11 protein-coding genes are annotated in these 25,834 nt (G+C 70.1%); all 11 read right to left on the bottom strand.

What is annotated here, in order from left to right; all coding sequences use genetic code 11:
• Positions 1 to 195: 195 nt before the first annotated feature.
• Positions 196 to 1,608 carry an L-fucose/L-arabinose isomerase family protein gene (locus OG417_RS21570; protein WP_329258886.1) on the bottom strand — a complete coding sequence of 471 codons (1,413 nt, stop codon included), beginning with the start codon at positions 1,606 to 1,608 and terminating at the stop codon, positions 196 to 198.
• Between the two features lie 73 nt (positions 1,609 to 1,681).
• The gene (locus OG417_RS21565) at positions 1,682 to 3,826 is read right to left on the bottom strand and encodes a hypothetical protein (protein ID WP_329258883.1); all 2,145 of its coding nucleotides are present in this window, start codon (positions 3,824 to 3,826) and stop codon (positions 1,682 to 1,684) included.
• Positions 3,823 to 6,189: a glycoside hydrolase family 28 protein gene (locus OG417_RS21560; protein ID WP_329258880.1), complete on the bottom strand. Its 2,367-nt coding sequence runs from the start codon at positions 6,187 to 6,189 to the stop codon at positions 3,823 to 3,825. Before OG417_RS21560 ends, OG417_RS21565 begins: the two co-directional genes overlap by 4 nt.
• Before the next feature lie 73 nt (positions 6,190 to 6,262).
• Positions 6,263 to 10,075 carry a glycosyl hydrolase gene (locus OG417_RS21555; protein ID WP_329258877.1) on the bottom strand — a complete coding sequence of 1,271 codons (3,813 nt, stop codon included), beginning with the start codon at positions 10,073 to 10,075 and terminating at the stop codon, positions 6,263 to 6,265.
• Positions 10,072 to 12,195 (bottom strand): alpha-L-rhamnosidase-related protein, encoded by a 2,124-nt coding sequence (locus OG417_RS21550; RefSeq protein ID WP_329258874.1) that lies wholly within the window; start codon positions 12,193 to 12,195, stop codon positions 10,072 to 10,074. The genes OG417_RS21555 and OG417_RS21550 overlap by 4 nt, the downstream gene beginning before the upstream one ends.
• Positions 12,196 to 12,207: 12 nt before the next feature.
• Positions 12,208 to 14,688, bottom strand: a complete 2,481-nt coding sequence (locus OG417_RS21545; protein ID WP_329258871.1) for an alpha-L-rhamnosidase-related protein — start codon at positions 14,686 to 14,688, stop codon at positions 12,208 to 12,210.
• Between the two features lie 67 nt (positions 14,689 to 14,755).
• Positions 14,756 to 17,938: a family 78 glycoside hydrolase catalytic domain gene (locus OG417_RS21540; protein WP_329258868.1), complete on the bottom strand. Its 3,183-nt coding sequence runs from the start codon at positions 17,936 to 17,938 to the stop codon at positions 14,756 to 14,758.
• 25 nt (positions 17,939 to 17,963) lie between these two features.
• Entirely contained in the window at positions 17,964 to 21,197 is a 3,234-nt protein-coding gene (locus tag OG417_RS21535) for a family 78 glycoside hydrolase catalytic domain (protein ID WP_329258866.1), read from the bottom strand.
• 113 nt (positions 21,198 to 21,310) lie between these two features.
• Positions 21,311 to 21,457 (bottom strand): hypothetical protein, encoded by a 147-nt coding sequence (locus tag OG417_RS21530; protein ID WP_329258864.1) that lies wholly within the window; start codon positions 21,455 to 21,457, stop codon positions 21,311 to 21,313.
• On the bottom strand, positions 21,454 to 24,600 hold the full coding sequence (locus OG417_RS21525; RefSeq protein ID WP_329258861.1) for a family 78 glycoside hydrolase catalytic domain: 3,147 nt from the start codon (positions 24,598 to 24,600) through the stop codon (positions 21,454 to 21,456). The genes OG417_RS21530 and OG417_RS21525 overlap by 4 nt, the downstream gene beginning before the upstream one ends.
• Positions 24,588 to 25,748, bottom strand: a complete 1,161-nt coding sequence (rhaI, locus tag OG417_RS21520) for an L-rhamnose isomerase (protein ID WP_329258858.1) — start codon at positions 25,746 to 25,748, stop codon at positions 24,588 to 24,590. Before rhaI ends, OG417_RS21525 begins: the two co-directional genes overlap by 13 nt.
• Positions 25,749 to 25,834 lie beyond the last annotated feature (86 nt).

The following is a 25,834-nucleotide window of genomic DNA, read 5'->3' as shown; positions in this document are numbered from 1 at the left end:
TTCGCGTTGCGAGGCTCATTCGGCGTGGCGGAAGCGGCCGGACGGGGCGGTCATCGGAAGGTTGGGACGTCTGCAACGGTGTGGGCCGCATGAGGCTCCTCGGGATTTCGGGCACGGCGACGAGGACCCGCGGCCGGCACGGCCCGGTGTCGTCACCTGGAGTCGGATCCCCCGATCAGGCTCCTTGCGGGTTGGTCAGGGGTTCACCTCGATGAGCTCGATGTCCAGCAGGTCGGCGAGGGCCTTGAGATCGGCGATCCGGTGGCCGGTGCCGAGGGCCCAGTGGTGGGAGATGCCGGTGGCGCTCCAGGCGTCGGTCCACTCCCCCGGATCGGCGCCGAAGTCCACGCGTGAGGTGGTGTTGCCGATCCGCAGGAGCGGGCCGCCCACGACCTCGCCCTCCGAGGCCACGAACGCGAACCGGCCGTCGCGGCCCTGCCGGAGGCCGAACGCCGTGACCGGGCCGTGCTTCACGTCGAACTCCACCGACACGCCGTAGCCCCGTTTGCCGTGGTAGACGCCGAGTCCGCGCAGCAGCGGCCGGCCGTCGCTGATGGCGAGGTGGGCCGGGCCGTCGTGGCCCATCTCGACGTGCCCGCGCTGGAAGTCCAGCGCCTGGAACTCGGTGAACGAGCCGCCCGCGCCGAGCCGGTCCATGATCAGCATGGCGAGCGAGGTGCGCAGCTCGTACTCTCCCGCCGCCGGGACGCCGCGTGCGGTGAGCAGCGAGGCGCCGAGGATCATGCCCGCGCCGAGCCGCTCGTGTATCTCCCCGTCCAGGCCCCGGTGGTAGTACGCGAGGCTGTCCAGCCCGAAGTCGTCCACGAGCCGGTCCAGGCCGACCGCGACGCGCGCCGCCCAGCCGAAGTCCTCGTCGTTCACCGACGCGTCCAGCGCGAAGACGTCCGTGGCCTCCTTCTTCTTGGCCTCGGCCTCGGCGTCGGTGACCTTCTCCACCCGCACCCGCAGGTCGTCGAACTCCAGGACCTCCACGTGGCCGCCGAACTGGGCCGACACCAGCGTCAGGTCGGTGGCGACGTCGAGCATCCCCGGATACAGGTGGCCCATGAGGCCGTGCCGGCCGTGCCGCAGCGCCGCGCGTACGCCGGCCGCCCGCACCCAGCGGCCGATGCGGTCCCAGGCCCGCTCGTCCTCCAGGTACCCCGACACCGAGCGGAACGGGATGCCGCAGCGCAGGAACGCGTTGGCCATCTCGGGCAGCGGGCAGGCGCCGCAGTAGGCCAGCCACTGCCCGGTGTCGAACGTCTCGTGCTCCATCGACTCGGTCGGCTGGAGGTTGATCAGCAGCACCGGCGCCCCGCTGCGCTGGGCGACCGGCACGAGCATGGTCGCGGTCATGTACGTCGTGAGGAACCCGACGATGAGGTCGCAGCCCGCCGCGCGCAGCTTCTCCGCCGCCGCGGCGCCCTCGCGCTCGTCGGAGATGAAGCCGGCGTCGACGACGTCGGCGCCCAGGAGGCGCATGCGCTCCGACACGCGTTCGGCGGACCGCCGCAGCTGCGGCAGCAGGTCGGGGAACTGCGGCCAGTACGCCCCCAGCCCTCCGGCGACCAGCCCGACGCGTACGCGTCCTTCGTTCGCGCTCATTCGTTCTCTCCATTTCTTCGGTGACAGGGGCCGGTAGCGGCCGGGGTCCGTGGTTCGGGAGGTCGCGTCATGCTCATATCGCCGGGCTGAGTCCTTCACTGCGAACCGTCCACCTGCCGTCCGACGGGAACCCGGGCGCGGCGGTCTTCGGCCCCCGGTCCCAGCCCGCGGCCATCATGGCGGCCGCGTACAGCAGGCCTCCTGCTCCGGGGAAGTACGGTGAGGGCACCCCCGCAAACCCGCTCGCGGGCAGGCCGGTGTCGGTGAAGCCGAACCGCTCGTGGAGCAGGAAGTCGACGGCACGGCCGGGGTCGCCGAGCCGGGCGGCGTTCATCGCCAGCAGCGGAAAGTCCCAGCTGTAGAGATTGTCCACGTCCCAGGTGGCGTAGACCTTCTGGGCCGTCGCCCGCATCGTGGGCACGTCCACACCGTCCCCGGGCAACATGCCGTACGCGGCCACGGGGTCGGGGTGGTTGTTGTTCCACCGGGTCCACATGTCCTGGATGCCTTCGTGGAACACATAGACGCCGTCCTGCACGGGCAGGGGTGCCAGGCCGGCCAGCACGTCCGCGTACGCCGGGTCCGGAGTCAGGCCCAGCCGCCGGCGCCACCGCTGTGCGGTGCGCAGCGCGAAGCGGCAGTACGACAGCTCGAAGGTCGGGTTGATCGTCGACCGCGGGTCGGGGCCCTCATTCGCGATGACCAGCGGCGGGCCGAGCACATAGCGGTGGGTCGCGGGGTCGTGGAACGCGTACGACGCCAGGAAGTCGGCGGTGGCGAAGACCACCTCGCGCCACTTCGCCAGGGTGCTCCTGTCCGGGTGGGCCCGGTAGTCCAGTTCGGCGAAGAAGATGGGATGCGGCTGCTGCCAGAGCAGCAGGGCGTTCTGCAGACCGGGCGACTGCACTCCACCCGGGGTCGTCATCTTCGGCCAGCGTGCCCCGCGGTAGCCCTGCTCCCGCGCGCGGTCCCGCGCCGACGCGAGGAAGTGCTCGTAGACGCCCGCGCCGCGGTCGAGAATCGGCCAGCGGTTCCACAGCGCGTAGTGCGCGGCGTGCCACCAGTACATCTCCAGGTGGAACTTGCCGTACCAGCCGTTGTTGACCAGGCCGGACTCCTGCGGCGGCCAGCCGCCTGCCTCGTTGACCGCCATGGCGAACTGGCTCCGCACGATGCGGCGTTCGAGCTCCACCCATCGGGAGTCGGCGCTCTGTGAGAGGTCGATGGCGCCGCCGGAACGCCAGAACCTCGGCCACCACGCCGCGGAGGCCGCCGACACCGCCGGTGCCGGCGGAGCCGGGCGCGGCTCGTCGGGTGAGAAGCCGAAGGCCACCTCCAACCGCCGTGCGCGGCTGCCGTCGAGGACGTACCGGTGCGGGTGCGTCGCGTCGGGTGTCAGCCTCCCGGGCCCCTGCCACAGCAGCGACACGTGGTACGTGGTCGCGTCGAGGCGATGGGTGATGTCGGCCCGCTGGGCACCACGGCGACGCAGCTGCGTCTGATGTGCGTCGGGCCGGTCCCACACGCCGACGAACGGCGCGGAGAACTTCGACCCGGCGGTGGCGTACGGGAAGTCGATGAAGACGATGAGGCGGCCCGCGGCGATCAGCGGTGAGTCGACGCGCACCCCCACCACGTCGAGCTCGGGATGACAGGCCGTCTCCACGGAGACCGGCGCGCCGTCCAGGACGAAGCTGCTGTGCAGGGTGCCGGACCACAGATCCAGCCGCTGGTGACGATCGGTCAGGTCGGCCTCCGTGGCCTCCTGGCCGTCCCCGCGGAGCAACCGCATGCCGATGCGCGCGAGGTTGATCCGGTGCGGGTTCTCCCGCAGCCACTGGTTCAGCTGCGGGTGTTGCTTGTCGTCGGTCCAGTAGCGGACGGGGCGGCCGTGAGTGTCCCAGATCTCTCCGACGTAGTCCGCCGGGCTCTGGCCGGGAGGCAACGCGTCCTCGTGCCAGCCCCAGTCCGACATGGTGGCGAAGGGCAGGAACGTCTGCAGGCCGGTGATGTCGGCGCCGAAGGCGAACCGCCCGTTGCCGACCTGGATCGGCAGGTCCGGGTCGCTCGCGGTGCGTTCGATGTCATGCCGTCCGACCAGCGCACGACGGTCGATGGCGCCTGCGGCCGCGTCGGCGCGTGCGGCCGGCGCGCCGGCGAGCAGGCCTGCCATTCCCAGGCCGCCCATGCCCTGCAGAACGGCTCGGCGTCTGATCACGTTGCCTCCACCGGATAAACGACAGTGTTGATGTTGATGCCGTTGAAGAGATTCACCGCGACATAGTGACGGTCGGTGTACCAGTACTGGCCGTCGTCGAGCGTGATCGGTCCACTCGTGAAAGAACCATCGGGGCTCAGGGTCGCCGGGATCGCCGTAGTGCTCCGATCGACGAAGATCCGGACCGTGCCACCGCTCACGAATCCGGGATATGCCGCGAGGTCGACCTTCCCACTGACCGTGAAGGTGTGCGCCGAGACCTTGTTGACCACGTTCGGATCGGCGGTGAGCCGGACGTTCTCATCGCCGGCGTGAGCCGTCGTCTGGTCGAGCAGGTTCAACGGCGTCGTGTTGTACACCGTCTCCGCCCCGCTGGAGGGGTCGATGTACTTTACGTTCTCCACGACCAGGTTCTTGATGTTCTTGTTGGAGTTGAAGGCCGCCTGCAGCGTGCTCGTCGTGTAGAAGACCGAGTTGCGGTAGTAGACGTTCTCCACCGGAGAACGCGAGGCGGCGCTGGAGAACTGGAACGTGGTCTTCCCCGGGGTCATCGTCGGCGCGGTATCGACGTCGTCGATGTAGATGTTCCGTACGGTCGGATTGAAGATGTCGGCGTTGGGGAACGACACGGTTTCGGAATAGTTACTGTCGAGCTGGACCATCGCCGACCGCGCCGCCTTCAGCAGGTTGTGCCGGAGATAGATGTTCTCGACCGCCCCACCCCGATACGAGTTCGTCTTGATCTTCAGGATCATCGCCAGCCCCGGTCCGCCGAACTCGTTGTGTTCGATGAAAACGTTCCGGATGCCTCCCGACATCTCGCTGCCCATCGAGACCGCGGCGGAGTAGGTGCCGATGTTGTCGTTGTTGTACGCCGAGTCCCGGATGATGAGGTTCTCGCTCGGCGCCCGGTGCAGCCTGCCGTTGACATTGCGGCCGGCCTTGATCGCGGCACCGTCGTCGCTGGTGGTCACGCGATTTCCTTCCAGGACGACGTTCTTGCAGGACTCGGGGTCGACACCGTCGTCGTTGTTCCAGCCGGTCGCCTCGAAGTCCTTCGTCTTGTCGCTGTAGATGTCGAGGTTCCGGACGAGCACGTTCTCGGAGTTGAGCGGATGAACGATCCAGAACGGAGTGTTCCTGATCTTCACATCCTCGATGAGGACGTTGCGAGAATGATTGGTCTCGATGAACTGCGGCCGGAACGTGGACTTCATCGCGACCGCGTCCGATGGCGGCGGGACACGTTTGACCGTGTTCCCGTCGACCACCGGAATCGAGCTCGGCATGTGCCCGTCGTCGGTGAATATGCGCTTGGTGATCGGCACGTCCCGGAAGTTCATGTCGTTCAGAATTCCGTTTTCGCCGTACGGAGCGTCGAGGCTCTTGTTCTCCACCGACGGCTCGCCCCAATAGCCCTTCTTCCAGGGCCGCCAGTTCCACATGTCCTCCTGGCCGTCCAGCGTCCCACCGCCGGTGATCGCGATGTTCGTCTGGCCGAGGGCGTAGATCAGCGGCGAGAAGTTATAGAGATCGGTGCCCTCATAGCTGGTCAGGACGACGGGGTAGTACTCGTTGGTCTTGTTCCGCATGAACTTGACCACGGCACCGGTCTCGATGTGCAGATTGACATTGCTCAGGAGGGTTATCGCCCCGGAGTAGTAGGCTCCGTTGGCGTTCCGTGACCCCCCGGCCGGGACGACGACGATCCCGCCGCCGGATTCGTGGCAGTCTCTGATCGCGGCCTCGATCGCGTCGGTGTAATACCAGACCTCCTGCGAATCGGCGACCAGCGGAGATGTCTTTTCCGCCGGGTCGGCGGCCTGATTTCCGACATAGAACTTCTCGGTGACCCGTCGCACCAGGCGCGCATATTTCGGGCTGGTGATGTCACAACGCTTGTCGTTGAACACCGGCGTGTTGGCGTTGACCGTTTGATCGATGTCGTCGTAGAGATCCTTGTTCCAGTAGACGCCATCTTTCTGCTGGGCATGGGGATCGTCGATCGCCAGCCGATAGGTGAAGCGGTCCCGACCGTTCTCCGCCGTGACCTGGAGCCGGTCTCCGTCGACGACCGCGCCCGACCGCTTCTCCTCACCGTCTTCGTCCGCTACGACATAGCCCTGCCGCGAGTCGTCCTTGGCACGGATCTGCGCCTTGACCTGCTGGACGGTCGTGCCGTTCCGGACGGTGACGGTCGAGGTCCCGACGGCCTCGATCCTGCCGGACGCATTCGGCTTGGCGACGACGACGGTCCCGGTGGAGCGGTGCGCCGTGGCGTCTCCCCTCGACTCGCCGGGAGCCGCCCACGCCGTGCCGGGTGTGCCGGCCCCGACCAGCGTGGTCACGGCAAGTGCGACCATCCATCGCCTGCGTCGGCCTCTCATCCGCATGACCTCCGGTGTCGCGTGTCGCGTTGGCGTGTCGTCCGGCGCGTCACGGCCGCACCGTGAGCCCGCTCATCTGCACGTTGGCGTTGGTGGCGTCCCAGCTCTTGGTGACGCTGAGCCGCAGGTAGCGGGCCTGGACCGGGGTGAAGGTCGTCGTCCCGCCCGCCTTGGGGGTGTCGGTGGCCGTGGCCACCGTGCGCCAGTTCCGGCCGTCCGAGGACACCTGGACGTCGTAGTCGCGCGGCCCGTAGTTGGAGCGTCCGCCGACGGTGACCGAGCCGATGCCGACGGTCGCGCCGAAGTCGAGCCCGTACCGCACCGGGCGGGACTCGGTGGGGCCCTGACCGGCGGCCCTGCCCCACGACACCCAGAACGTGCTCGCCGATCCGTCCACCGCGAGGGCGGCCGGGTAGCGGTCCTGGCTCGCGTCCGCGATCACGCGCGGGAACGGCGTGCCACCGGGGTTGAGCGCCAGGTCGTCGGAGTGCCGGAGGGTCACGGTCGTCGTCGAGGTCGGCCCGGTGTCGCTGCGCGCCGTCACCGTCAGGGTGTCCGTGCCGGTCGCGACGCCGGAGTCGCGCAGGTCGACGGGCACCGTGACCGAACCGCCGGCCGGGACGGTCGTACGGTCCTGCTGCGGCGTCGCGGTGATCCCCGAGGCGGCCGACGCGCTGAGCGTCACCCCGACGGGCCGGCCGGAGCCGTTGTGCACCAGCACGGTGGCGCGGTTGTAACCGCCCTTCGCCAGGGGCAGCGACGTCTCCAGCGCCGAGGCGGTCAGCAGCGGCTGCTTTCCGGCGTACGGCGTGAGCGTGACCGGCCCGAACAGTCCGTAGTCCATCGGCGCCCGCGACGACGCGCCCGTGCCCGGCGCGACCCGTACCGCGTTGAGCAGGGTGGAGGCGACCCGGACGGTGATCGTGTTGTCGCCCGGGCGCAGGTACCGGCCCACCTCCACGTGGCGCAGGTCGGCCTGGTCGAGGGAGGGCAGGTCGTGCCCGTTGACGTTCACGGTCACGGTGTCCACCGGCGTGCCGAGATCGAGGTTCGCGCCGCTGACGCCCTTCCACTCCTCACCCAGGGTGACGTGGGCCGTGTAGGTGCCTCTTCCGGACACGTCCTTCAGGTCCGCGGAGTAGCCGTTGCCGGGCGTGATCGCCGACCACGCCGGCAGCCGGCCGTCCGATCCGGCCTTGAGCGTGACCGGCCCGAGCTTCGTGTGCGCGGTGTCGCCGGGCAGGTCCGAGGCGCCGGGCCCCCAGGCGTCCACCGAGAGCGACCAGTCGCCCAACGCCACCGGCTTCGGCGTGCCGGACGAGGCGCTCGCCGTGCCCGGCGCGTCCTTGCGGCCCGGCGCGCCGCGGAAGGTCGCGTCGTGCCGCGGCGTGACCGCGATGACCTCGGCGTCGTTTCCGGCGAGCCGTACCGGGACGGTGACCGTGCCGTGCCCGGACGTGTAGTTCGTGATCGGGGTGATCTGACCGGTCCAGGTGTCCAGCCGGTACGGCACGCCGTCGCCGGTGAGGGTCAGCGTCTGCGCGGTCGCGGTGTTCGTCTGGTTGTACAGGTAGTAGTAGTCGGTCGAGCCCGCGTGCCGGCGCACGTCGAGGATCGCACCCGAGTCGCTGCTCGGGGTGGCGGCGGGCGTGACGCTGAGGCGCTTCAGCGCGGCCGGCGCGTCCGCCTCGCTCGCCACCCGGACGACGCTGCGCTGCGCGGCGAGCCGGGCGACCACGGATCTGAGTTTCGCGTCCTGGGCCGCCGCGTCGGCGGCGCCGGGGACCGTGCTCGGCAGGTCGCCGACGATGACGACGGGCAGTCCCCGCCCTGCCAGCTCGAGGAGCTTCTGGGCGGCGTCGACCGGCATGGTCGTCTGGTCGTTCAGCAGCACCGCGTGGTACGCCGAGCCGTCGCCGAACAGGGTGCCCCTGGTGTAGGACGCGTCCTTGCGCCGGAGCTGGGCCGGGCTGAGGTACTCATAGGTGTACCCGGACGACGCCAGCGCCGACGAGCTCTGGATCAGCTTGTTCGCGCCGCTTCCCGTGGTCCCCGTGCCGTTCAGGCCGAAGTCCTGCCAGTACACGGCCAGGTCGAACCGCGGGTCGCCCTGCCTGAGCACGAGCTGCATGCGGGCCAGGTTGTCGTTGATCGACCGGTAGTCGGCCCAGTTCGGGCCGCCCTTGGCGCCCCACGCCTCGGAGTAGGAGGTGTTGCCGCCGTAGGTCATGCCCGGCCACACCTCCTGGGCGCCGGCGCCCTGCGGTCCCCTGGTCAGGTAGGGGAAGCCGTGCCAGACGAGCTGGTTCACCCCGCCGGCGAACCCGCGGTAGACGGCCTGGAGGTTCGAGGCGTCCGAACCCGCCCCCGCCGTCGATCCCCAGACCGCGCCGGAGAAGGCGCAGCACTCGTCCGACACCACGGGCTGCCCGGACAGGTGCGCTCCGGTGGCGACCACCCGGTAGTCCTGCACGTTGCTGTAGGCGCCGGTCGACTGCCCGAACGCCAGCGACTCCCCTTCGGGGACGTCGATGTGCGAGGCCGCGTCGGAGATGTCCACCGGGATGCCGTACGGCTGGATGCGGGTGCCCATGTGGTGCTTGTGCGCCCACTGCCGCAGCACGTCGAGGCGGTTGGCGATGTACAGGTCGCTGAGGGTCTGCCGGTAGTCGGTGCGGACGCGGGCGCCGAGGCCGTCGCCGAAGTCGAAGTACGGCCGGTCGGTGACGCCCTGGTCGCCCGCGCCGGCCAGCGCCGGGAGAACGTCGATCGGGGAGTATCCGCGCAGCTTCCCCCACTGGGCGACCATGTCGGGCGTCCACTTCTGCGTGCTGCCGAGTTCGAGGGAGTCCTCGAACAGGTCGCTGGTGCCCAGCTGGGCGAGCAGCTTGCGGACGTCCGGGGTGAGGATGTGCTGGTCGTAGAAGTCCGTGGTCGCCTTGGCGCCGGCCGCGCCGAAGGTGTCCAGGGCGTAGTTGGTGCCGGTGGCGGTGTAGCCGGACAGGGACTGGCCGGTGGGCGTCCGGTAGAACGCGATCAGCGCGTACGTGCTGTTCGCGTCGCCGGGAAGGTCGATCGACAGGTCGCCCTGCGCATCCACCTTCGCGGTCACGTCGGTGACGGTGGAGCGCTCCAGCAGCCGCGGGGCGCTGGAGGAGTCGGCGCAGCCCGCGTCGGCGCACTTGGCGATGAGCGCCGCGATGAGGGTCTTCTTCGCTCCCGCGGGCGGCGCGACGTTGAGGTTGTCCGGCAGCGGCCCGGACCTGCTCGTGCCGCCCCGGTCGAACTCATGGGAGAACACCATCTGCTGCTGCGCGGCGGGGTCGTTGACGTCGTTGACCGTGGGGACGGTCGCGGGCCAGCGGGGGCCGATCGTGAAGTCGAGGCCGAGCCCCTCCTTCTTGGCCGCCGCCAGCATGGTCCGCGTCTTCTGCGCCCACAGCGGGGTGCCCCAGCCGTACTTCTCCAGGAACGGGTTGGTGTTGTTGCCCGTGCCCTCGACGCTGAAGGGCGCGACCTCGGCACCGCCGCCGCCCGCCTTCTTGATCTGGTCGAGTTCGGCGGCCAGCTCACCGTCCTCGGTGTAGGCGAGCGGCTGCCACCAGCGGTACTTGGGCCGGACGGAGGCCGGGGGGTCGGCGAAGGTGGCGCTGGTCAGGGCCGGGACGGCCGAGGTGGCCACCGGCGAGCCCTCCGCGGTTCCCGCCGGGGCCAGTGCGACGACCGCCGCGGACAGGGCGAGGACCAGCGCCGCCGGCACTCTCGCGAACCGCCCGTGCCTCGGGCCGCCGTATCCGCCCTTGGGCCGGAGCCGCCGGCGGTCTCCCTTGCCGGCGCGAACGCGTCCGTCTCCCGCGGTCATCTCGTTCCTTCCATCGTGTGGTGCCCGGGCGCCACGCCGTCCACGTAGACATAGGCGCCGTCGCCGGTCACGCCCTTCGCGGTGGCCTTTCCACCGGCCCACACCACGTGGCCGTCGAGCGTGACGCGGCCCGAGGCGGGAATCCCGAGACGGCCTTTCGCATGCGCGGTGACCTCCAGGCGGAAGCCGTGTCCGTCGTTCCGCCAGGAGGCGGTGATGTTCCCCTTCGGCGTCGGGACCGTGCCCTCGGCCCATTTCAGGTCCCCGGTGTGCGGGACGACCGCGTAGGAGCTGAAGCCGGCGGCGGTGGGCTGGACGCCGAGCACGCGCGTGGTCAGGATCGTCGTCGGTGCCGACGCCCAGCCGTGCGCGAGGCTGGAGAACTGCTTCAGGTTGGGCGTGCCGTCCGGCTGGACGTGCTCCCAGAAGGTCGTGCCCGGGTCCTGGGCGAGCTGCCAGCCCCAGAACTTCCGGATCAGGTCGAGGCCGGACGTGTCACCGGTGCCGAGCCGGGCGTCCGCCTCGAACCCGCTGGGCAACGGCGCGTAGAACGGGCTGAGCGAGGCGTTCGCGGTGCCCACCGTCAGCGAGCCGAGGTCCGACCAGTTGTGGGCGCGCAGGTAGGCCAGGGAGCGCCTCGCCCGCGTGGCGTCGGCGACCCCGGTCAGCACGGCGGTGGCGTTCGCGTCCTGCGGGTAGGCGCCGGGGATCTCACGCGACATCCGGTACGCGCCGGCGCTCTCGTCCCACAGCTGGTCGTTGACGGCCTTCTTCACCGCCGCCGCGCGGTCCGCGTAGGCGGTGCCGGACTCGCCGCGCGCCCTGGCGAGCTCGGCCATCTGCGTGAGGTTGCGCGCGTACAGGGCGTTGACGTAGGTCTCGTGGCCGCAGTCGGAGTATCCGTAGTGGCCGCAGGAGCCGACCGCGCCGAACGCGATCAGCCCCTGCGGGTCCTGCGCCCGTACCGACTCCAGCCAGCCCATGGTCTTCGTCAGGGTGGGCCACCACTTGTCGAGGTAGGCCCGGTCGCCGGTGTAGAGCCAGTGCTCATACATGTTGTTGACGAACCACGTGACGTACTCGCCGTAGGTGCGCAGCTCGTCCTTGTTGTGCTGGCCGGCCTGGCTCTCGGCGGGCATGAAGCCGTCCGGGAGCTGCTGGGCCGCCAGCGAGGACAGGGAGTTGTCCACCGCGTCCACGTCGTGCGTGGTCAGGTAGGTGACCGGCGCCTGGACGGCGAGGTCGCCCTGCCAGACGATGCGGTCGCGCTTGCCGCCGTCGTAGATGACCTCCTTGTTCGGGTCGGCGTACGGCACGGCGGTGTCGGAGTGGTCCTGCTCGCCGGAGGTGTACGGCCAGCTCTTGGCGGTGTCCGCCATGGCGGTGTTGATCTGCACGGTGTACGCGCCCGCGTACCAGATCTTGTTCAGCAGGTCGTCGCTGGACAGGAAGTGGCCCTGGTAGGCGTCCGGACGCGACTGCAGCGGGGCGGCGGTGAACTCGGCGGAGACGGCGTTGATGTCGACCTGGCCGGGACCGTCGAGGAAGAGCGTCAGGTACCGGAAGCCGCCGCGGATCTGCTGGTCGGGCGTGTTCAGGGTCAGCTCGTGGCTGTCGGTGTCCTCGGTGTAGGCGACGCCGGGGAAGCCGTTCCAGATATTGGCGGTGTCGCACCCGGGCGCGATCTTTCCTTCGCCGTCGTTGTCGTCCGGGGCCTCGGCCAGGTACTGACGCGACTCGCTGAAGCAGGCGTGCAACTTGCCCGTGCCGGTTCCGCGCACCGTGACCCGGCCGGCGACCTCCTTGCCGAAGTCGAGGATCAGCAGCGGGGATCCGGCCCGGTCGGCGGCGCCGACGAGCCGTACCGACCGGCCGTCGGCCTGCAGGGCGTTCCGCGGGTCGCCCTCGACGCGACCCTGGCGGGCCTCCGCCTTCAGCACCGACACCGGACGGACGGTGTGCCCGGCGGGCGCCAGCACGTACGCGCGCCAGTCGCCGTGGTGCGGCGTGTACGACGAGTCGTGCCAGGGGTCGTCGCCGGTCGCCGACGCCGGGAAGGCCGGTATGGCGAGACCTGCGGCGACCAGCGCGGCGACGGCGAGTGCTCGTGACTTTCGCATCGGGATTCTCCTTCAGCCTTGGGCGATCACGGTCGACGTGCCGGTGAGACCGGGCACCTGGACATATCCGTCGCGGAGGACGACGCCGTCGCGCAGCGCCCGGCCGTCGCGCCAGACCGCGGTGCCGTCGACGCGTACCTCGCCCGCGACCGGGACGCCCGCGGTGGCGGTGGTGCCGTGCGGCGCCTCGACGCGGAGCGTGAACGTGTGGCCGCTCTGCTTCCACGCGGCCGTGATGTCACCGTGCGGCGTGGGCACGCGGCCCTCGGCCCAGTGCACGCCGGCGCTGGGGTGCGGCAGGACACTGAAGGTCCCGAACCCGCCCGAGGTCGGCGTCACGCCGAGGACCTGTTCGGTGAGGAACTCCGTCGGCCCGGTCGCCCAGCCGTGCGACAGGCTCGTGTACGAACCGAGTTGCGGAGCACCCGTCGTGGAGACGTTCTCCCACAGCGTGCCGGGGTCGCTCTTACCCAGCATGTGCGCCCAGGTCCGGTCGAGCAGCGACATCGCGCCCGCGGTGTCGCCCTGGGCGGTGTGGGCGAGCAGCGCCTGGTAGCTGACGAACGGGCTTACGTAGCGCGGCACCGTGCCCGCCTTGTCGACGGTGACGTCGCCATACCGGCCGGCGAGTTCCTTGTCGAAGAAGCTCAGCACCGACCGGGCCCGGTCGCCGGTCGCGACCCCGGAGACGACCGCCATCGCGTTGCCGTCCTGCGGGTGGGTGGCGTCGGCCGGACCCACCTTGTACGCGCCGGCCGAGGCGTCCCACAGTGAGGCGTTGATCGCCGCGGCGGTGCGTGCGGCGTGGTCGCGGTAGGTCTTCGCCAGGTCCGGCTCGCCCTTGGCCTCGGCGGCCCGCGCGGCCATGCCGAGCACGTAGACGTACAGCGAGCTGGTGTAGGTGCCCTTGTTCTCGTTGCCGTAGCCCCAGGTGCCGCCCGCGCCCGCCATGTCGACCAAGCCGTCGTCGCCGACCTTGGACTCCAGCCACGCGACGTCCTTCTTCATCGCGTCGTACCACTGGTCCAGGAAGGCGTGGTCGCCGGTGTAGAGGTAGTGGGTCCAGTAGTTGTGCACCCACCATTCGGCGTACTCCCCCCAGCCGAGGTTGTAGCCGAACTTGTCGGTCAGGTAGAGGCCGGGGATCTGCCCGCTCGCGGCCTGGCCCTTGGCCATGAAGGCGACCGAGTCGGCGGCCGGACGGCTCTGGCCCGTGGTCAGGTACGACACCGGATCGGAGATCGCGTTGTCGCCGCCCCAGATCATGCGGTCGCGCTTGGCGCCGTCGCTGATCACGCTCGGCCCGTCGCCGACGATCGCGTCGTTGCGCACCGGCCCGGCCTGCCCCGGGTAGGGCCGCCCGGTCTTCGGGTCGATGGTCGCCAGCTGCACGGTGTACGCGCCGGAGTACCACAGCCGGTTCAGCGTGTCGTCGCTGGACAGGAAGGCGCCCTTGTAGCGTTCCAGCGCCGCGTTCGCCGGATCGGCGGTGAAGTTCAGCCGCAGGCCGGACAGCCGTACCTCGCCGGGGTCGGCGAGGAAGACCATGAGGTAGCGGAACCCGCCGCGGATCACCGGGTCGGTCAGGTCGCCGTTCCGCGCGGTGAGGTAGTGCGTCTCGGTCGCGAGGCCGGTGGGGTCCTGGCTGTAGTCCGAGGCGGTGGTGAGGTACTCGGTGCTCTCGCTGAAGGCCAGCCCGATCCGGGGCGTCCCGGTCACTCCGGCGAGCCTCAGCCGGACCTGCCCGGCCACCTCCTTGCCGAAGTCGTAGACCACGTACGGGCGACCGTACGCGGCGGCGCGCAGCGTGGTGGTGCCGCCGCGCATCGCCCCGGCGGGGTCACCGACCGTTCCCCCGTAGGGGGCGGCGGGCGTTCCGCCGTCGCCCAGCGTCCAGACGGCGTGCACCCGGGCGCCCGGTCCGGGCTCCGCGGTGTTGCGGAAGGTGACCCGCAGGTCGCCGGAGGCGCCGATGAGCCTGGCGGGCACCGTGACGTCGTAGTGGACCAGACCGGCCAGACCGCTCCACGTCCCGGCCTGGGCCGGGTCCGGCTTGCGCTCATGGACGACCTGGTCGCCCACCAGCACCTCGTAGTGGGCGGTCGCGCTGCCCGCCTCCTCGACGCGGAGCCGTACGTCGTGCCCGCGCGGCACGCGCAGGCGGTAGCCGAACGAGGCGCCCGCCTGGTCGGGGCCGGCCTGCCGGACCATGACCCCGTCGACCTTCGCGGTGCTGCTCGACGGGCCGGCCTGGAGGTCGTGCCCGTCCGTCTCGGACGCCGGCGAGTCGGCCGTGACGTAGTCACCGTTGGTCGCGTAGGCCTCGGCGACCCTGGCGGGGCTCACCGTGCGGGACGACGGCGCCATGATGTAGCGGTCCGCCCGGGACAGCGGCGGCAGGCCGAGCGAGGTGTCCGCCCCGGCCGGCGGCATTGCCGCGACGACACCCGTCGTGCCCAGGGCGAGGGCGGTCAGCAGGTACAGCGATCTCATCGAAATCCTTCCTGGTCGAGACGCGGCGAGCCCGCCGTACGGGCTCGCCGCACCTCGAATGAACTGGTCAGGCGCTGAAGTGCCAGTGGCCGGAGCCGACGGTGAACACGGCGGAGCCGTCCTGCATCCGCACGAACTTCGCGCCGTCCTGGGTGACGTGGGAGGCGCTCGTCGCGGGCACCCACACCTGGGCGGTGGTGTTCACCGGCACGGTGACATCGAGCGTGAACCGGCCTCCGGAGGCCGACCAGCGGCTCGCGATCTCTCCGTAGTCGGACCGGTAGGTCGCCGACGCCCTCGTCAGGGACCCGCCGGGCCTCGGATGGATGACGACGCTCCGGTAGCCGGGCGACCCCGGGGCGATGCCACCGATGTTCTGGTACATCCAGTCGCCGACCGAGCCGAGCCCGTAGTGGTTGAAGGAGTTCATGCCCGGGTCGTTGAACGTGCCGTCCGGCTTGATGCCGTCCCAGCGCTCCCAGATGGTGGTCGCGCCCTCGCCGATCTCATAGCCCCAGGACGGGAACGTCTTCTGCTCCAGGATCTGGTACGCCACGTCGTCGTGCCCCGTGCGCGTGAGCGTCGGCAGCAGTTCCCCGGTGCCGAGGAACCCGGTGGTCAGGTGGCCGCCGTGCGCGGCGATGTTGGCCACGAGCTTGTTCGCGGCCGGGGTGACCTGCGCGTCGGGCAGCAGGTTGTCCGACAGCGCCAGGACGTACGCCGTCTGGCTGCCGCCGCCGACCGTGCCGTCGGCCTTGACGTACTTGGCGTCGAACGCGTCCCGGATCTGTCCCCAGAGGGTGCGGTACGCGGCGGCGGCGTCGTGGTCGCCGATCGCGTCCGCCATCTGCGCGACGAGGTCGGTGGAGTGCGCGAAGTACGCCGTGCCGATCAGGTCGAGCGGGGTGCCGTCGCCGACGTTGAGCCAGTCGCCGTACCCCTGAGCGGGCCGGATCAGGCCGGTGCTGTGCGCCTTGAGGTAGTCGATCCACTTCCTCATCGCCGGGTAGCGGTCCCGTACGACCTGCACGTCGCCGTACCGCTGCCACAGCGTGTACGGAATGATCACTCCTGCGTCGCCCCAGCCGGCCGTGCCCGCGCCGGCGGAGACGGCGGGCGCGACGTCGGTGAACGCCCCGTCGGCGGTCTGGTCGTCGGCCAGGTCGGTGGTGAACTTGGCGAGGAACGTGTCGGCGTCCATGTTGAACGTCGACGTCGGCGCGAACGCCCCGATATCGCCGGTCCAGCCGAGCCGTTCGTCGCGCTGCGGGCAGTCGGTCGGGACGCTGAAGAAGTTGCCCTTCTGCCCCCACACGATGTTGTGCTGGATCTGGTCGACCAGCGGGTCGGAGGTGGTCAGCGTGCCGTTCGGCGGCGCGTCGGCGTGCGCGACCACGCCGTCGACCGAGGACAGGGTCGGCGTGCCCGGATAGCCGGTGACCTCGACGTACCGGTAGCCGCGGTAGGTGAACCGCGACTCGTACGTCTCGGCGCCGCCGCCCCGCAGCGTGTAGCGGTCGGTGTCGGCGGCGCCGCGCAGGTTGGCGGTGTAGAGCGTGCCGTCGGTGTTCAGCACCTCGCCGTTGCGGATCGTCACCGTCGTGCCGGCGGGTCCGGACACGTGCAGGCGGTTCCAGCCGACCATGTTCTGGCCCAGGTCGAAGATGTACGTGCCCGGCTTGGGCCGTGTCATCTTGACCGGGTGCAGGACGGTGTCGACGCGGACCGGCGGGCCGGCCTGCGCGACGAGGTTCGGCGTCATGGTGCCGAGCTTGACCGCCGACCAGCCGGAGTCGTCGTAGCCGGGGCCGTCCCAGCCCGCGCGCTCGTTCCGTGCGTCGTAGACCTCACCCTGGTAGATGTCGGCCGAGGCCAGCGGGCTGGCGGTGGTCTTCCACGAGTCGTCCGTGCCGACGGTCTGCGACGTGCCGTCGGTGTAGTCCACGCGGAGCTGGGCGAGGAACCACGGCTGCTGTCCGTAGACGTGCGTACCGGCGAAGCCGATGTTCCCTGAGTACCAGCCGGGCGCCAGCAGCGCCCCGATCGCGTTGTCCCCGCGGTGCAGCATCGAGGACACGTCGTAGGTCTGGTACTGCACGCGCTTGTTGTAGTCCGTCCAGCCCGGGGTGAAGTCGTCGTCGCCGACCCGGCGGCCGTTGATATGCGCCTCGTACAGGCCGAGCGAGGTCACGTACAGGCGGGCGGACGCGACCGGCTTGGCGAGCCGGAACGCGTGCCGCAGGTACGGCACCGGCGGCGACGGCTGGACGACCTGGTTTCCCCACGGGCCCGAGCCGTACGCGGCGGCGTCCTTGGCGGCGCTCCAGGAGGAGTCGTCGAAGTCCGGCTTCTCCCAGCCGTCCGGCGCGGTCTGCGCGGCCTTGAACGAGCCGTCGGTGACGACGTCGACCGGGTCCGCGCCGGAGCGCTCGACGTGCAGCCGGCCGATGACCCCGGCCGGGCTCTCGGTGGTGTTGACCGCCTGGATCGCGATGGTGTTGGCGCCGGGACGCAGGAGAGACGTGACGTCGGCGAGCTGCCCCTGCTTCCAGCTGTCGGTGACCTGCGGCGACGACGCGGCGCGCGTGCCGTTGACGTACAGGGTGAACCCGTCGTCGGCGGTCAGGGTGAACGACGCCTTGGTGATCGCGCCGGAGCCCAGGTCGACGGTGCGGCGGAAGTAGCGGGTGGAGGCGGGCTCACTGGACGCCGGGTCGCCCTCGGGGTACCAGATCCAGTGCGCGCCGGTCAGGCTCGGCGTCGTGTCCGGGCTGCCGATCCACTTGGCCGTCCAGTCCTGCCGGGCCAGGCCGGTCTCGAAGAAGGACGTCTTACTCCACGCCGACGGCCTGCCCTGGGCGTCCCAGACGCGGACGCGCCAGTAGTAGCGGCGCCCGGACGCCGGCGCGGGACCGCCGTACGGCACGTCCACGGACTGCGCGCTCGCGACCCGGCCGCTGTCCCAGACGTCGGCGGCCTTGGCATCCTTCTTGGAGGAGACCACGACCTGGTAGGCCGTCTGAGCCTGTCCGCGCGCCGACGAGTCGAGCCGCCAGCCGAGGCGTGGCCGGGCGGCGTCGATCCCGACCGGGTTCGCCGCCCGCTCGGTCGTCGTCGCCGACACCCGTACGGGCGAGGCGGTCTGTGCGGAGACCGGTCCGGCGGGCAGGCCGGTGAGGAGAGCCGTCGTGACGCCGACGGAGATCAGAGCGGGGATCGATCGTCGGCGGAATCTCGTTACCACTCGCATCGGTGTCCCTTTCTCGGCGGGATCGTCAACTCGACGTGCGGCAGATGTCGGTGAGCTTCTCGTCGGCGCCGACCTGTGCGGACGCCGACGTGCTGAGCGTGTGGCAGCCGGCACCGACCGGCACGACGACGCGGTCGCCGGCGCGTGTGCCCGTCACCGGCCTGCCGTCGAGGTAGACCGTCGTCCCGGAGTAGGTGCCGGGAACCGGAAGGCTGACCGCGCTCGTGGTGTTGCCGGGGATGGCGACCCCGAGGTCGTAACGACCGCTCACGGTGTGGAAGGCGACACCGATCCGGCCCTTGACGCTGGGCACCGTGACGGAGCCGAACACCTGGTCCCCGGTCTGCGGCGTGATCTGGAACGTCGCGTATCCGGGCGAGGTGGGCTCGATGCCGTACATGTCCCGTGGGATGACATAGGCGGGTGCCGTGGCCCAAGGGTGCGACCAGGTCATGTTGCTCTTCTGGGCGGGGTCCCAGGCCTCACCGGTCGCTCCGGCGCCGAGCTCGATCATGTGCAGCCAGCTGTTCGTCCCCGACGATGTCAGCAGGTTCAGCGCGTCCTGGCCGTGGCCGGCCTTGTACAGGGCCTGGAGGAGGAAGCCCGCGCAGTAGACGCTGCAGGCCATGCCGCGGGAGGCGATGTACTTCGCCAGCGCGTCGTACTGCGCCTTGTCCGCGGGCACCCCGAAGGCGCCGGGGAAGGCACTCGCCTGGACCGCGTAGTGACCGGTCGGGACGTCATCCTTGCTGAGACCGTCGTCGTAGGCACCCTGCTGCGGTTTGTAGAACCGCGTGTTCAAAGCGGTCCGCAGCGTCTTGGCCTTCTGCTCGAAGCTCGCGGCGTCGGAGTCGCGTCCGAGTTGACGGGCGATGACCGCCATGTCGGTGTAGTTCCGGTAGGCCAGGGCGTTGAGGATGGTGTTCTGGTCGGTGAACCGGTACCCGTCACGCTCGCCCTCCGGCCAGTCGACGATGGCGTCCGAGCGCACGATCGTGCCGCTGGCGGGGTCGTAGTACTTGTCGAGCAGCTTGGGCACGAGCGTGTCGTAGGCGTGCTCGATCTGCGCCGTGGAGCCCGTTCGCTGCCAGGTGTCGTACACGGCGCTGATCACGTACATCGGCCACTCGGTCGGCCACGTGCTGTGGTTCTCGAAGTAGTCGATCGAGTACCGGCCCAGCGTCGGGTCGTCCGTCAGGTAGAGGTTGGACAGCAGCTGGATGTAGCCGTCGGCCTCGTAGTCGGTGCGCTCCCGTGTCCAGGAGTCGGTGAAGAAGTTCTGGTTGGCCGACTCGATGGTGTTCTTCGAGAGCTGCCAGACGGGGACGAGATTCGGATCCGAAGACGTGAGCCGCGCCGCGGACGCATCGAACGGGTAGACCGACGCGAGCGCCTGCAGATTGTCCTTCGTGATCGGGACCGGAGAGTTGACGATGTTCATGTACCGGAAGACCCGCATGCCCCAGGTGTCGACGGTCTGGGCACCGTCGCGGAGGGTGAGGACGTCCTCGTACTTGTTTCCGGCGCGCAACTGGTAGCGCGTGGTGTTCGGGGCGGAGGTCTCCTCGCCGAACCGGAGCCGTACCTGCCGGCCCGCCTGGCCGTCGAGCGTGAGGTGTGCGCCGCCCATCCACGTACGGCCGAAGTCGACGAAGTAGTCGCCGCCGCCAAGGTCGACGATTTTCGTCGGGGCGTGGAGCTGCTCCTGGACCTTGCCGAACGGCGTCGGCAGCAGCGAGTCGAAGGGCTTCTTCGTCTCGGCCGCGGACCAGGCGGTGTCGTCGAAGCCGGGCTTGTCGAACCCGTACGGGTAGTGGGCCGCGGAGAAGTCCTCGCGCGGCATGCTCCAGTAGCCGGTCCCGATGCTTTCGGCGGAGGTCCAGATCTCGTTGCCCGAGAGGGTCTTCCAGTCCGGTCCGGTGCCGATGGTCTGCGTCGTGCCGTCGGTGTAGCGCACGATGACATACGCCTGGAAGCGCTGGTCCTTCGACGCGTAGGCGATGGCGGAGAGGGTGTGCCGCCCGGGTCCGCTCAGGGCGTCCCCGACGTCGAACCCGTCGTATCGGGTCTCGTCGCGCAGCTCACGTGTCGGCCCGAGACCGACGAACCGTCCGTCGAGGTACATCTTGTAGACGTACTGCTTGGCCGAGTCGAAGGACGAGCCCGTCGCGAAGGCCGACGCCCACGCGACCTTCTTCCCCGGTTCGAGGGAGAAGTCGTGCCGCATCAGCGCCCAGTCGTTGGTGAGGACGGCGTTCAGGCAGGCGGTGCTGGTGCCGATCGTGAGCGCCTGGTTCTCGACGGTGCCGCACGGGAAGGACGCCTGTGCGCCGTTGAAGTCGTTGCTGTAGAGCACCTTTCCGGCGCTGTCGGCGGCAAGGCTGGTCACGGTGACGTCGTCCACGACACCGGTCTCGCTGCCGCCGGTCCGGAAGCCCACGGCGCCGTCGGCGAACGTCGTGTCCGTCCGCCGGTCGACGACCTTTCCGTCGACCGAGGTGGTGATCGTCGATCCGACGACCTCGATGCGGACCGGGTGCACCGTCCCGACGTCCAGGGTCACGCCTAGGGGCACGGCGGTGCCGGCCTTGTAGGTGCCGCCGGTCTGTATGTGCGGCACCAGGGTGTTCGGCTGGCCGGCGTTCGAGGCCCGGAACTGCCACATGTAGCCGTTCCTGGCATCGGGCGACCGGAACTGGATCCCCATCGCGGTGCGGGTGACCTTCAGCTTGAGGTCGAGCCGGTAGTCGGTCCACTTGGCGCCGGCCGGCGGGGCGGACCAGATCGGAACAGAGTCGCCCCACCGACCCGGTCCGGTGCCGAAGACCGCCGGCTTCGACCAGTTCGACGGGTGGTGGTCCTGGTCCCAGAGCTTCACCCGCCAGGAGTACCGCTCACCCTGCCGCAGCCGCGGGCCCGTGTAGCGCACCGCGGTCGAACGTGCGGAGGCGACCTTGTCGGTGTCCCACAGCGGCGTGCCGGATCCCGGCTTGGTCAGCTCGATCTTGTAGGCGGTCTGGCGCTGCACCGTCGACTGCCAGCCAAGCTCGATTCCCCCTGCCGCGTCCACGTCCATCGGCGCCGGCAGGGAGTTCGTGACGAGGGCGGTGGGTGCACCGGGACGGACGACGCCCCGGCTCGCGCTCGCGGCGTCCGCCGGTACGGCGGACACGCCGGCCGTGAGGAGGACGGCCGTCGTGACGATGCAGGAGGTGAAGGCGGGGGGCGGTCGGCGGCGGAACTTCGATACGAGTCGCATCGTTATCTCTTTCTCGGGGTTATGTCAGTGATGTGCGGCCCCGATGTGGCCACCGGCCGGCCGGGTTCGGCGCGTGGCAGCGCGCCGCGTCCGGCCGGTGGCCGCGGTCACATTCAGCGGAGGAAGGCGGCTCCTACCGGGTCTGCGGCGACACCCTTCGCGGAGGTGTCACCACCCGCGTCGTTCATGTCGCGCGGGTCGGAACCGGGCGCGTGCGCGCGCTCGGGCAACTGACGCACCTCGGGCGGATTGCCCGTCATCGAACACTCCTCGCCTGGAACTGATAGGAACCCGAGCCCACCTCGTACCGCCGGCCGTCCAGCGGCCGGGCGCCGGGCGGTGGGCTGACCGGGCCGGTGCCGGGCACGGTGATCTCGGCGGTCGCCCCGACCGGCACCTCGACCCGGAGGGTGAGCGAACTCCCGGTGCGTTTCCAGTGCACGGCGACCTGTCCGTGCGGCGTGGCGGTGGCCGCGTCGACGTACGTCAGGTCGCCGACCGGCTGCGGCGCGATCGCGATCCGGTCGTAGCCGGGCGCGGCGGCGGAGATGCCCGCCAGGTCCGTGAAGAACCAGTCGTCGATGGCGCCGCCGAGGAACACGTGGTCGTGCGAGCGGGCGTCGAGGTCCCAGCGCTCCCACAGCGTGGTCGCGCCGTTGTTCACCCAGTAGCCCCAGCCGGGGTACGTCTGCTGGTTCGCGACCTTGTACGCGAGCTCGCCCTGGCCGCGCTTCGTCAGCTCCTCCAGGATGAAGCGCGTGCCGAGCGCGCCGGTGTTCAGGTGGTCGCCGCGGTCGGTGATGTCCTTGACCAGCCGGTCGGTGACCGCCCGCACCGACTCCGGCGGCACGATGCCGAACGCCAGGGGCAGCAGTGCGTTCGTCTGCCGGTACCCGGGGTCCGAGCCGGTCACGTACGCGTCGCCGCGCAGGAACGCGTCGTTGAACGCGGTCCGGATCTTCTCGGCGGTCGCGCGGTACCGCGCGGCGTCGCCGGTGTGGCCGAGCGCCTCGGCGGCGTTCGCCACCGCGAGCGTGTTGGCGTAGGTGTAGGCGGTGCCGGCCAGCTTCGGGTCCTCCGGGCTGTTCCCGCCGTACCCGGGCGCGAGGTAGTCGTTGAGCGAGCTGCCGTACACGCCGCTGGTGGAGGTCGCCAGCCAGCCGTCGAGATACTTGCGCATCGCCGGGTAGTTCGCGCTCAGCGCGTCGCGGTCGCCGTACCGCTGGTACATCAGCCAGGGGATCATGGTGAACGCGGCGTGCCACGGCGGTGCCTGACCGTAGTAGCCGAGCCCCCAGCCGTTGTCCGGCGCGATGCCCGGGACGATGCCGTCCGGACCCTGGCTGTCGCGGATGTCGGTGAGCCACTTCTCGTACAGGCGGCGCAGGTCGAACTCGTCCATGTCGGTGGCGGCCATGAGCTGGGCGTCGCCGGTCCAGCCGTTCTTCTCGTACATCGGCGTGTCGGTCGGGATGCCGTACCAGTTGTTCAGGACCGTCTGCCGGGTCATCCGGTGCAGCCGGTCGAACAGCGGGTTCGAGCTGTGGAACGAGCCGGTCGAGCGGACGTCGGAGTGGACCTCGCGGCCGTCGATGTCGTCGGCGGTCGGCGTGCCCGGCCAGCCGGTGACCTCGACGTACTGGAAGCCCTGGTAGCTGTAGCGCGGCTCCCACGTCTCGGTGCCCTCGCCGGACAGCGTGTACTGGTCGGTCTGGAACTGTCCGGTGACGAAGCCGTTGACGGAGTTCACGGTGCCGTCGGCGTTCAGCTTCTCGCCGTACTTCAGGCTGACCGTCGTGCCGGCCGGGCCGTGCACGCGGATGCGCGCCCAGCCCGCGATGTTGACCGGCAGTTTCACCACGTACGTGCCCGGCTTGGGGTTGGTGACCGAGACGGGCCGGACGGTGTCCGTGACGCGGATCGGCTCGTGCTCCTCCGGCACGACGGTGCCGGCGGGCGCGGGCAGCGTGGCGGCCGGCCGCCACGTCGTGGCGTCGTAGCCGGGGGTGTTCCAGCCGGGCCGGTCGGCGCGGGCGTCATAGTTCTCTCCGCCGTACAGCGAGTCGAAGCGCACCGGGCCCTCGGCGTACCGCCAGGTGCCGTCGCTGGCCACCGTCTGCGTGCTGCCGTCGGCGTAGGTGACGACGAGCTGCGCGAGCAGCCTGGGCTCGCCGTGCCACGGCGCCTGGTGCCAGTTCCAGGTGTTCTGCTGCGTCATGCCGTAGAAGCCGCGGCCGAGGCGGGCGCCGACGGTGTTGGCGCCGCGGCGCAGCATCGCGGTGACGTCGTGCGTGACGAACTCGACGCGCTTGTCGTACCGGGTGAAGCCGGGTTCGAGGACCTCGTCGCCGACCTTGCGGCCGTTGATGCTCAGCTCCTCGTAGCCTCCGGCGGCGGCGTACAGGCGGGCGCGGGCGATCTTCTTGTGCGCGACGGTGAAGTCCTTGCGCAGCAGCGGCTCGGGCAGCGTGGGCGCGTCGGCGTACACCTTGCCCCACGGCGACCCGCCCCAGGCGGTGAGCACTCTGGCCGCCGGCCACGCCGAGTCGTCGAAGCCGGCGGCCTTCCAGTCGCCCGCCGGCTCCTTGTCGGCGACCTTCCACGAGCCGTCCGTGTCGATCTTCGTGTCGCCCAGCTCCAGCCGGCCGAGCAGCCCGGCGGCGCTGACCTTGCCGTTGGTGTCGGCGACGGCGATGGTGTTGGTGCCGGTACGGAGCCGGTCCGTGACGTCCACGACGATGGGGTGACGCCAGTTCTCCAGGGCCGGATCGGGCTCACGGCCGCCCACCTCGGTGCCGTTCACCCAGGCGGTGAAGCCGTCGTCGCCGGTCATCACCAGACGCGACCCGGCCGGCACGCTCGCCAGGTCGAAGGTGCGCCGGAAGTAGCGGGTGCCGGCGGGGGCGCTGGTGGCCGGGTCGCCCTCGGGGTACCAGATCCAGTTCGTGCCGGTCAGGTCCGGCGGGCTGCTCTCCTGCGCGGGGGCGCCGATCCACGACGCGTGCCAGCCGGTGAACGCGGTCTCGAACCAGGCGGTGCCGCTCCACGGCGACCACCGGCCGTGCGCGTCGGCGACACGGACGCGCCAGGTGTACCGGGTGGCGGGGCTCAGCGTGGGCCCGCCGTACGGCACGTCGTAGCCGCGCGCGCCGGCGACCGTGCCGGAGTCCCAGACGCGGTGCCCGCCCGCGCGGACCTCGATCCGGTACGCGGTCTGCCGCTGGCCGCGCTCGGCCGAGTGGAGCAGCCAGCCCAGCCGGGGCTTGGCCGCCGCGACCGCGATCGGGTTCGTCGCGTGCTCGGTCTCCAGGTCCGACACGCGCAGCCCGGTGTCGGCGTGCGCCGCCGGTGCCGCCGCGACCACCAGGGCGGCGGCGGCCAGGATCGGTGCTACGCGCCCCATCCGGCCGCCTGCCCTTCTCTTCGCTCCTCGCGGATCTTTTCGAAGTAGCCGGACCGGGCGTAGGCCGCCATCGGGTCCGGATCCAGCCCCATCTCCTCCCGCAACTCCGCGAGGAGGGGACGGACATCGGTGTTGTAGGCGTCCATGAACACCGCGTTCGCGCCCAGCACATCACCGGCGTTCTGCGCGGCACGCAACGCCTCAGTGTCGACGAGCAGCGCCTTGGCCGTGGCCTCCTGCACATTCATCACCGAACGGATCTGACCAGGGATCTTCGGCTCGATGTTGTGACACTGATCCAGCATGAACGCGACCTCATCGGTGAACCCGCCACCCTGGATCACCTCATGCATGATCCGGAACAACTGGAACGGATCGGCCGCCCCCACCATCAGGTCATCATCGGCATAAAACCGGGAATTGAAGTCAAACCCCCCGAGTTTCCCCTCACGCAGCAAGAACGCCACGATGAACTCGATGTTCGTACCCGGCGCGTGATGCCCGGTGTCCACCACCACCTGCGCCTTCGGACCCAGCTTCACACAGTGCGCATACGAGGTGCCCCAGTCCGGCACATCGGTGCTGTAGAACGCCGGCTCGAACAGCTTGTACTCCAACAAAAACCGCTGCCCCTGACCCAACCGCTCATAGACGGCGGCCAGCGCCTCGGCAAGACGGTCCTGACGAGCCCGGATGTCATCCTGGCCCGGATAGTTCGTGCCATCGGAGAACCACAACTTCAAATCCCCCGACCCGGTCGCATCCATGATGTCGACACAATCCAGCAAATGCCCCAGCGCCTTCTTCCGCACCGCCGGATCAGGGTTGGTGACACTCCCCAGCATGTAATCGTTGTCCTGGAACACATTGGAGTTGATCGCACCGATACGGACACCGCGCTCACGCGCGTAGGCGGCCAATCCCGCATAGTCGTCCACACGGTCCCAGGGGATGTGCAGCGCCACACTCGGCGCCACCCCCGTGAACCGATGCACCTGCGCGGCATCATCGATCTTCTCCCGCGGCGTACGCGGCACACCCTCCTGCGCGAACACCTTGAAACGGGTGCCGGAGTTGCCGTACGCCCACGACGGCGTCTCGATGCGCTGACTCCGCAGCGCAGCCTTCACGGTCTTTGTGTCGGTCACGAGAAACCCCGATTCCTACGAGCTTCATGCCAGGTGGAAAACGCCGGCGAGCGACATCGGCCCTCGTCGGGACGGCCGTCGGACGC

Origin of the sequence: Actinoallomurus sp. NBC_01490 (genome assembly GCF_036227085.1) — a bacterium.
Classification (GTDB): Bacteria; Actinomycetota; Actinomycetes; order Streptosporangiales; family Streptosporangiaceae; genus Actinoallomurus; species Actinoallomurus oryzae.
Note: the sequence above shows the minus strand (reverse complement) of the source record. Positions and strands in the feature narration are given on the sequence as shown.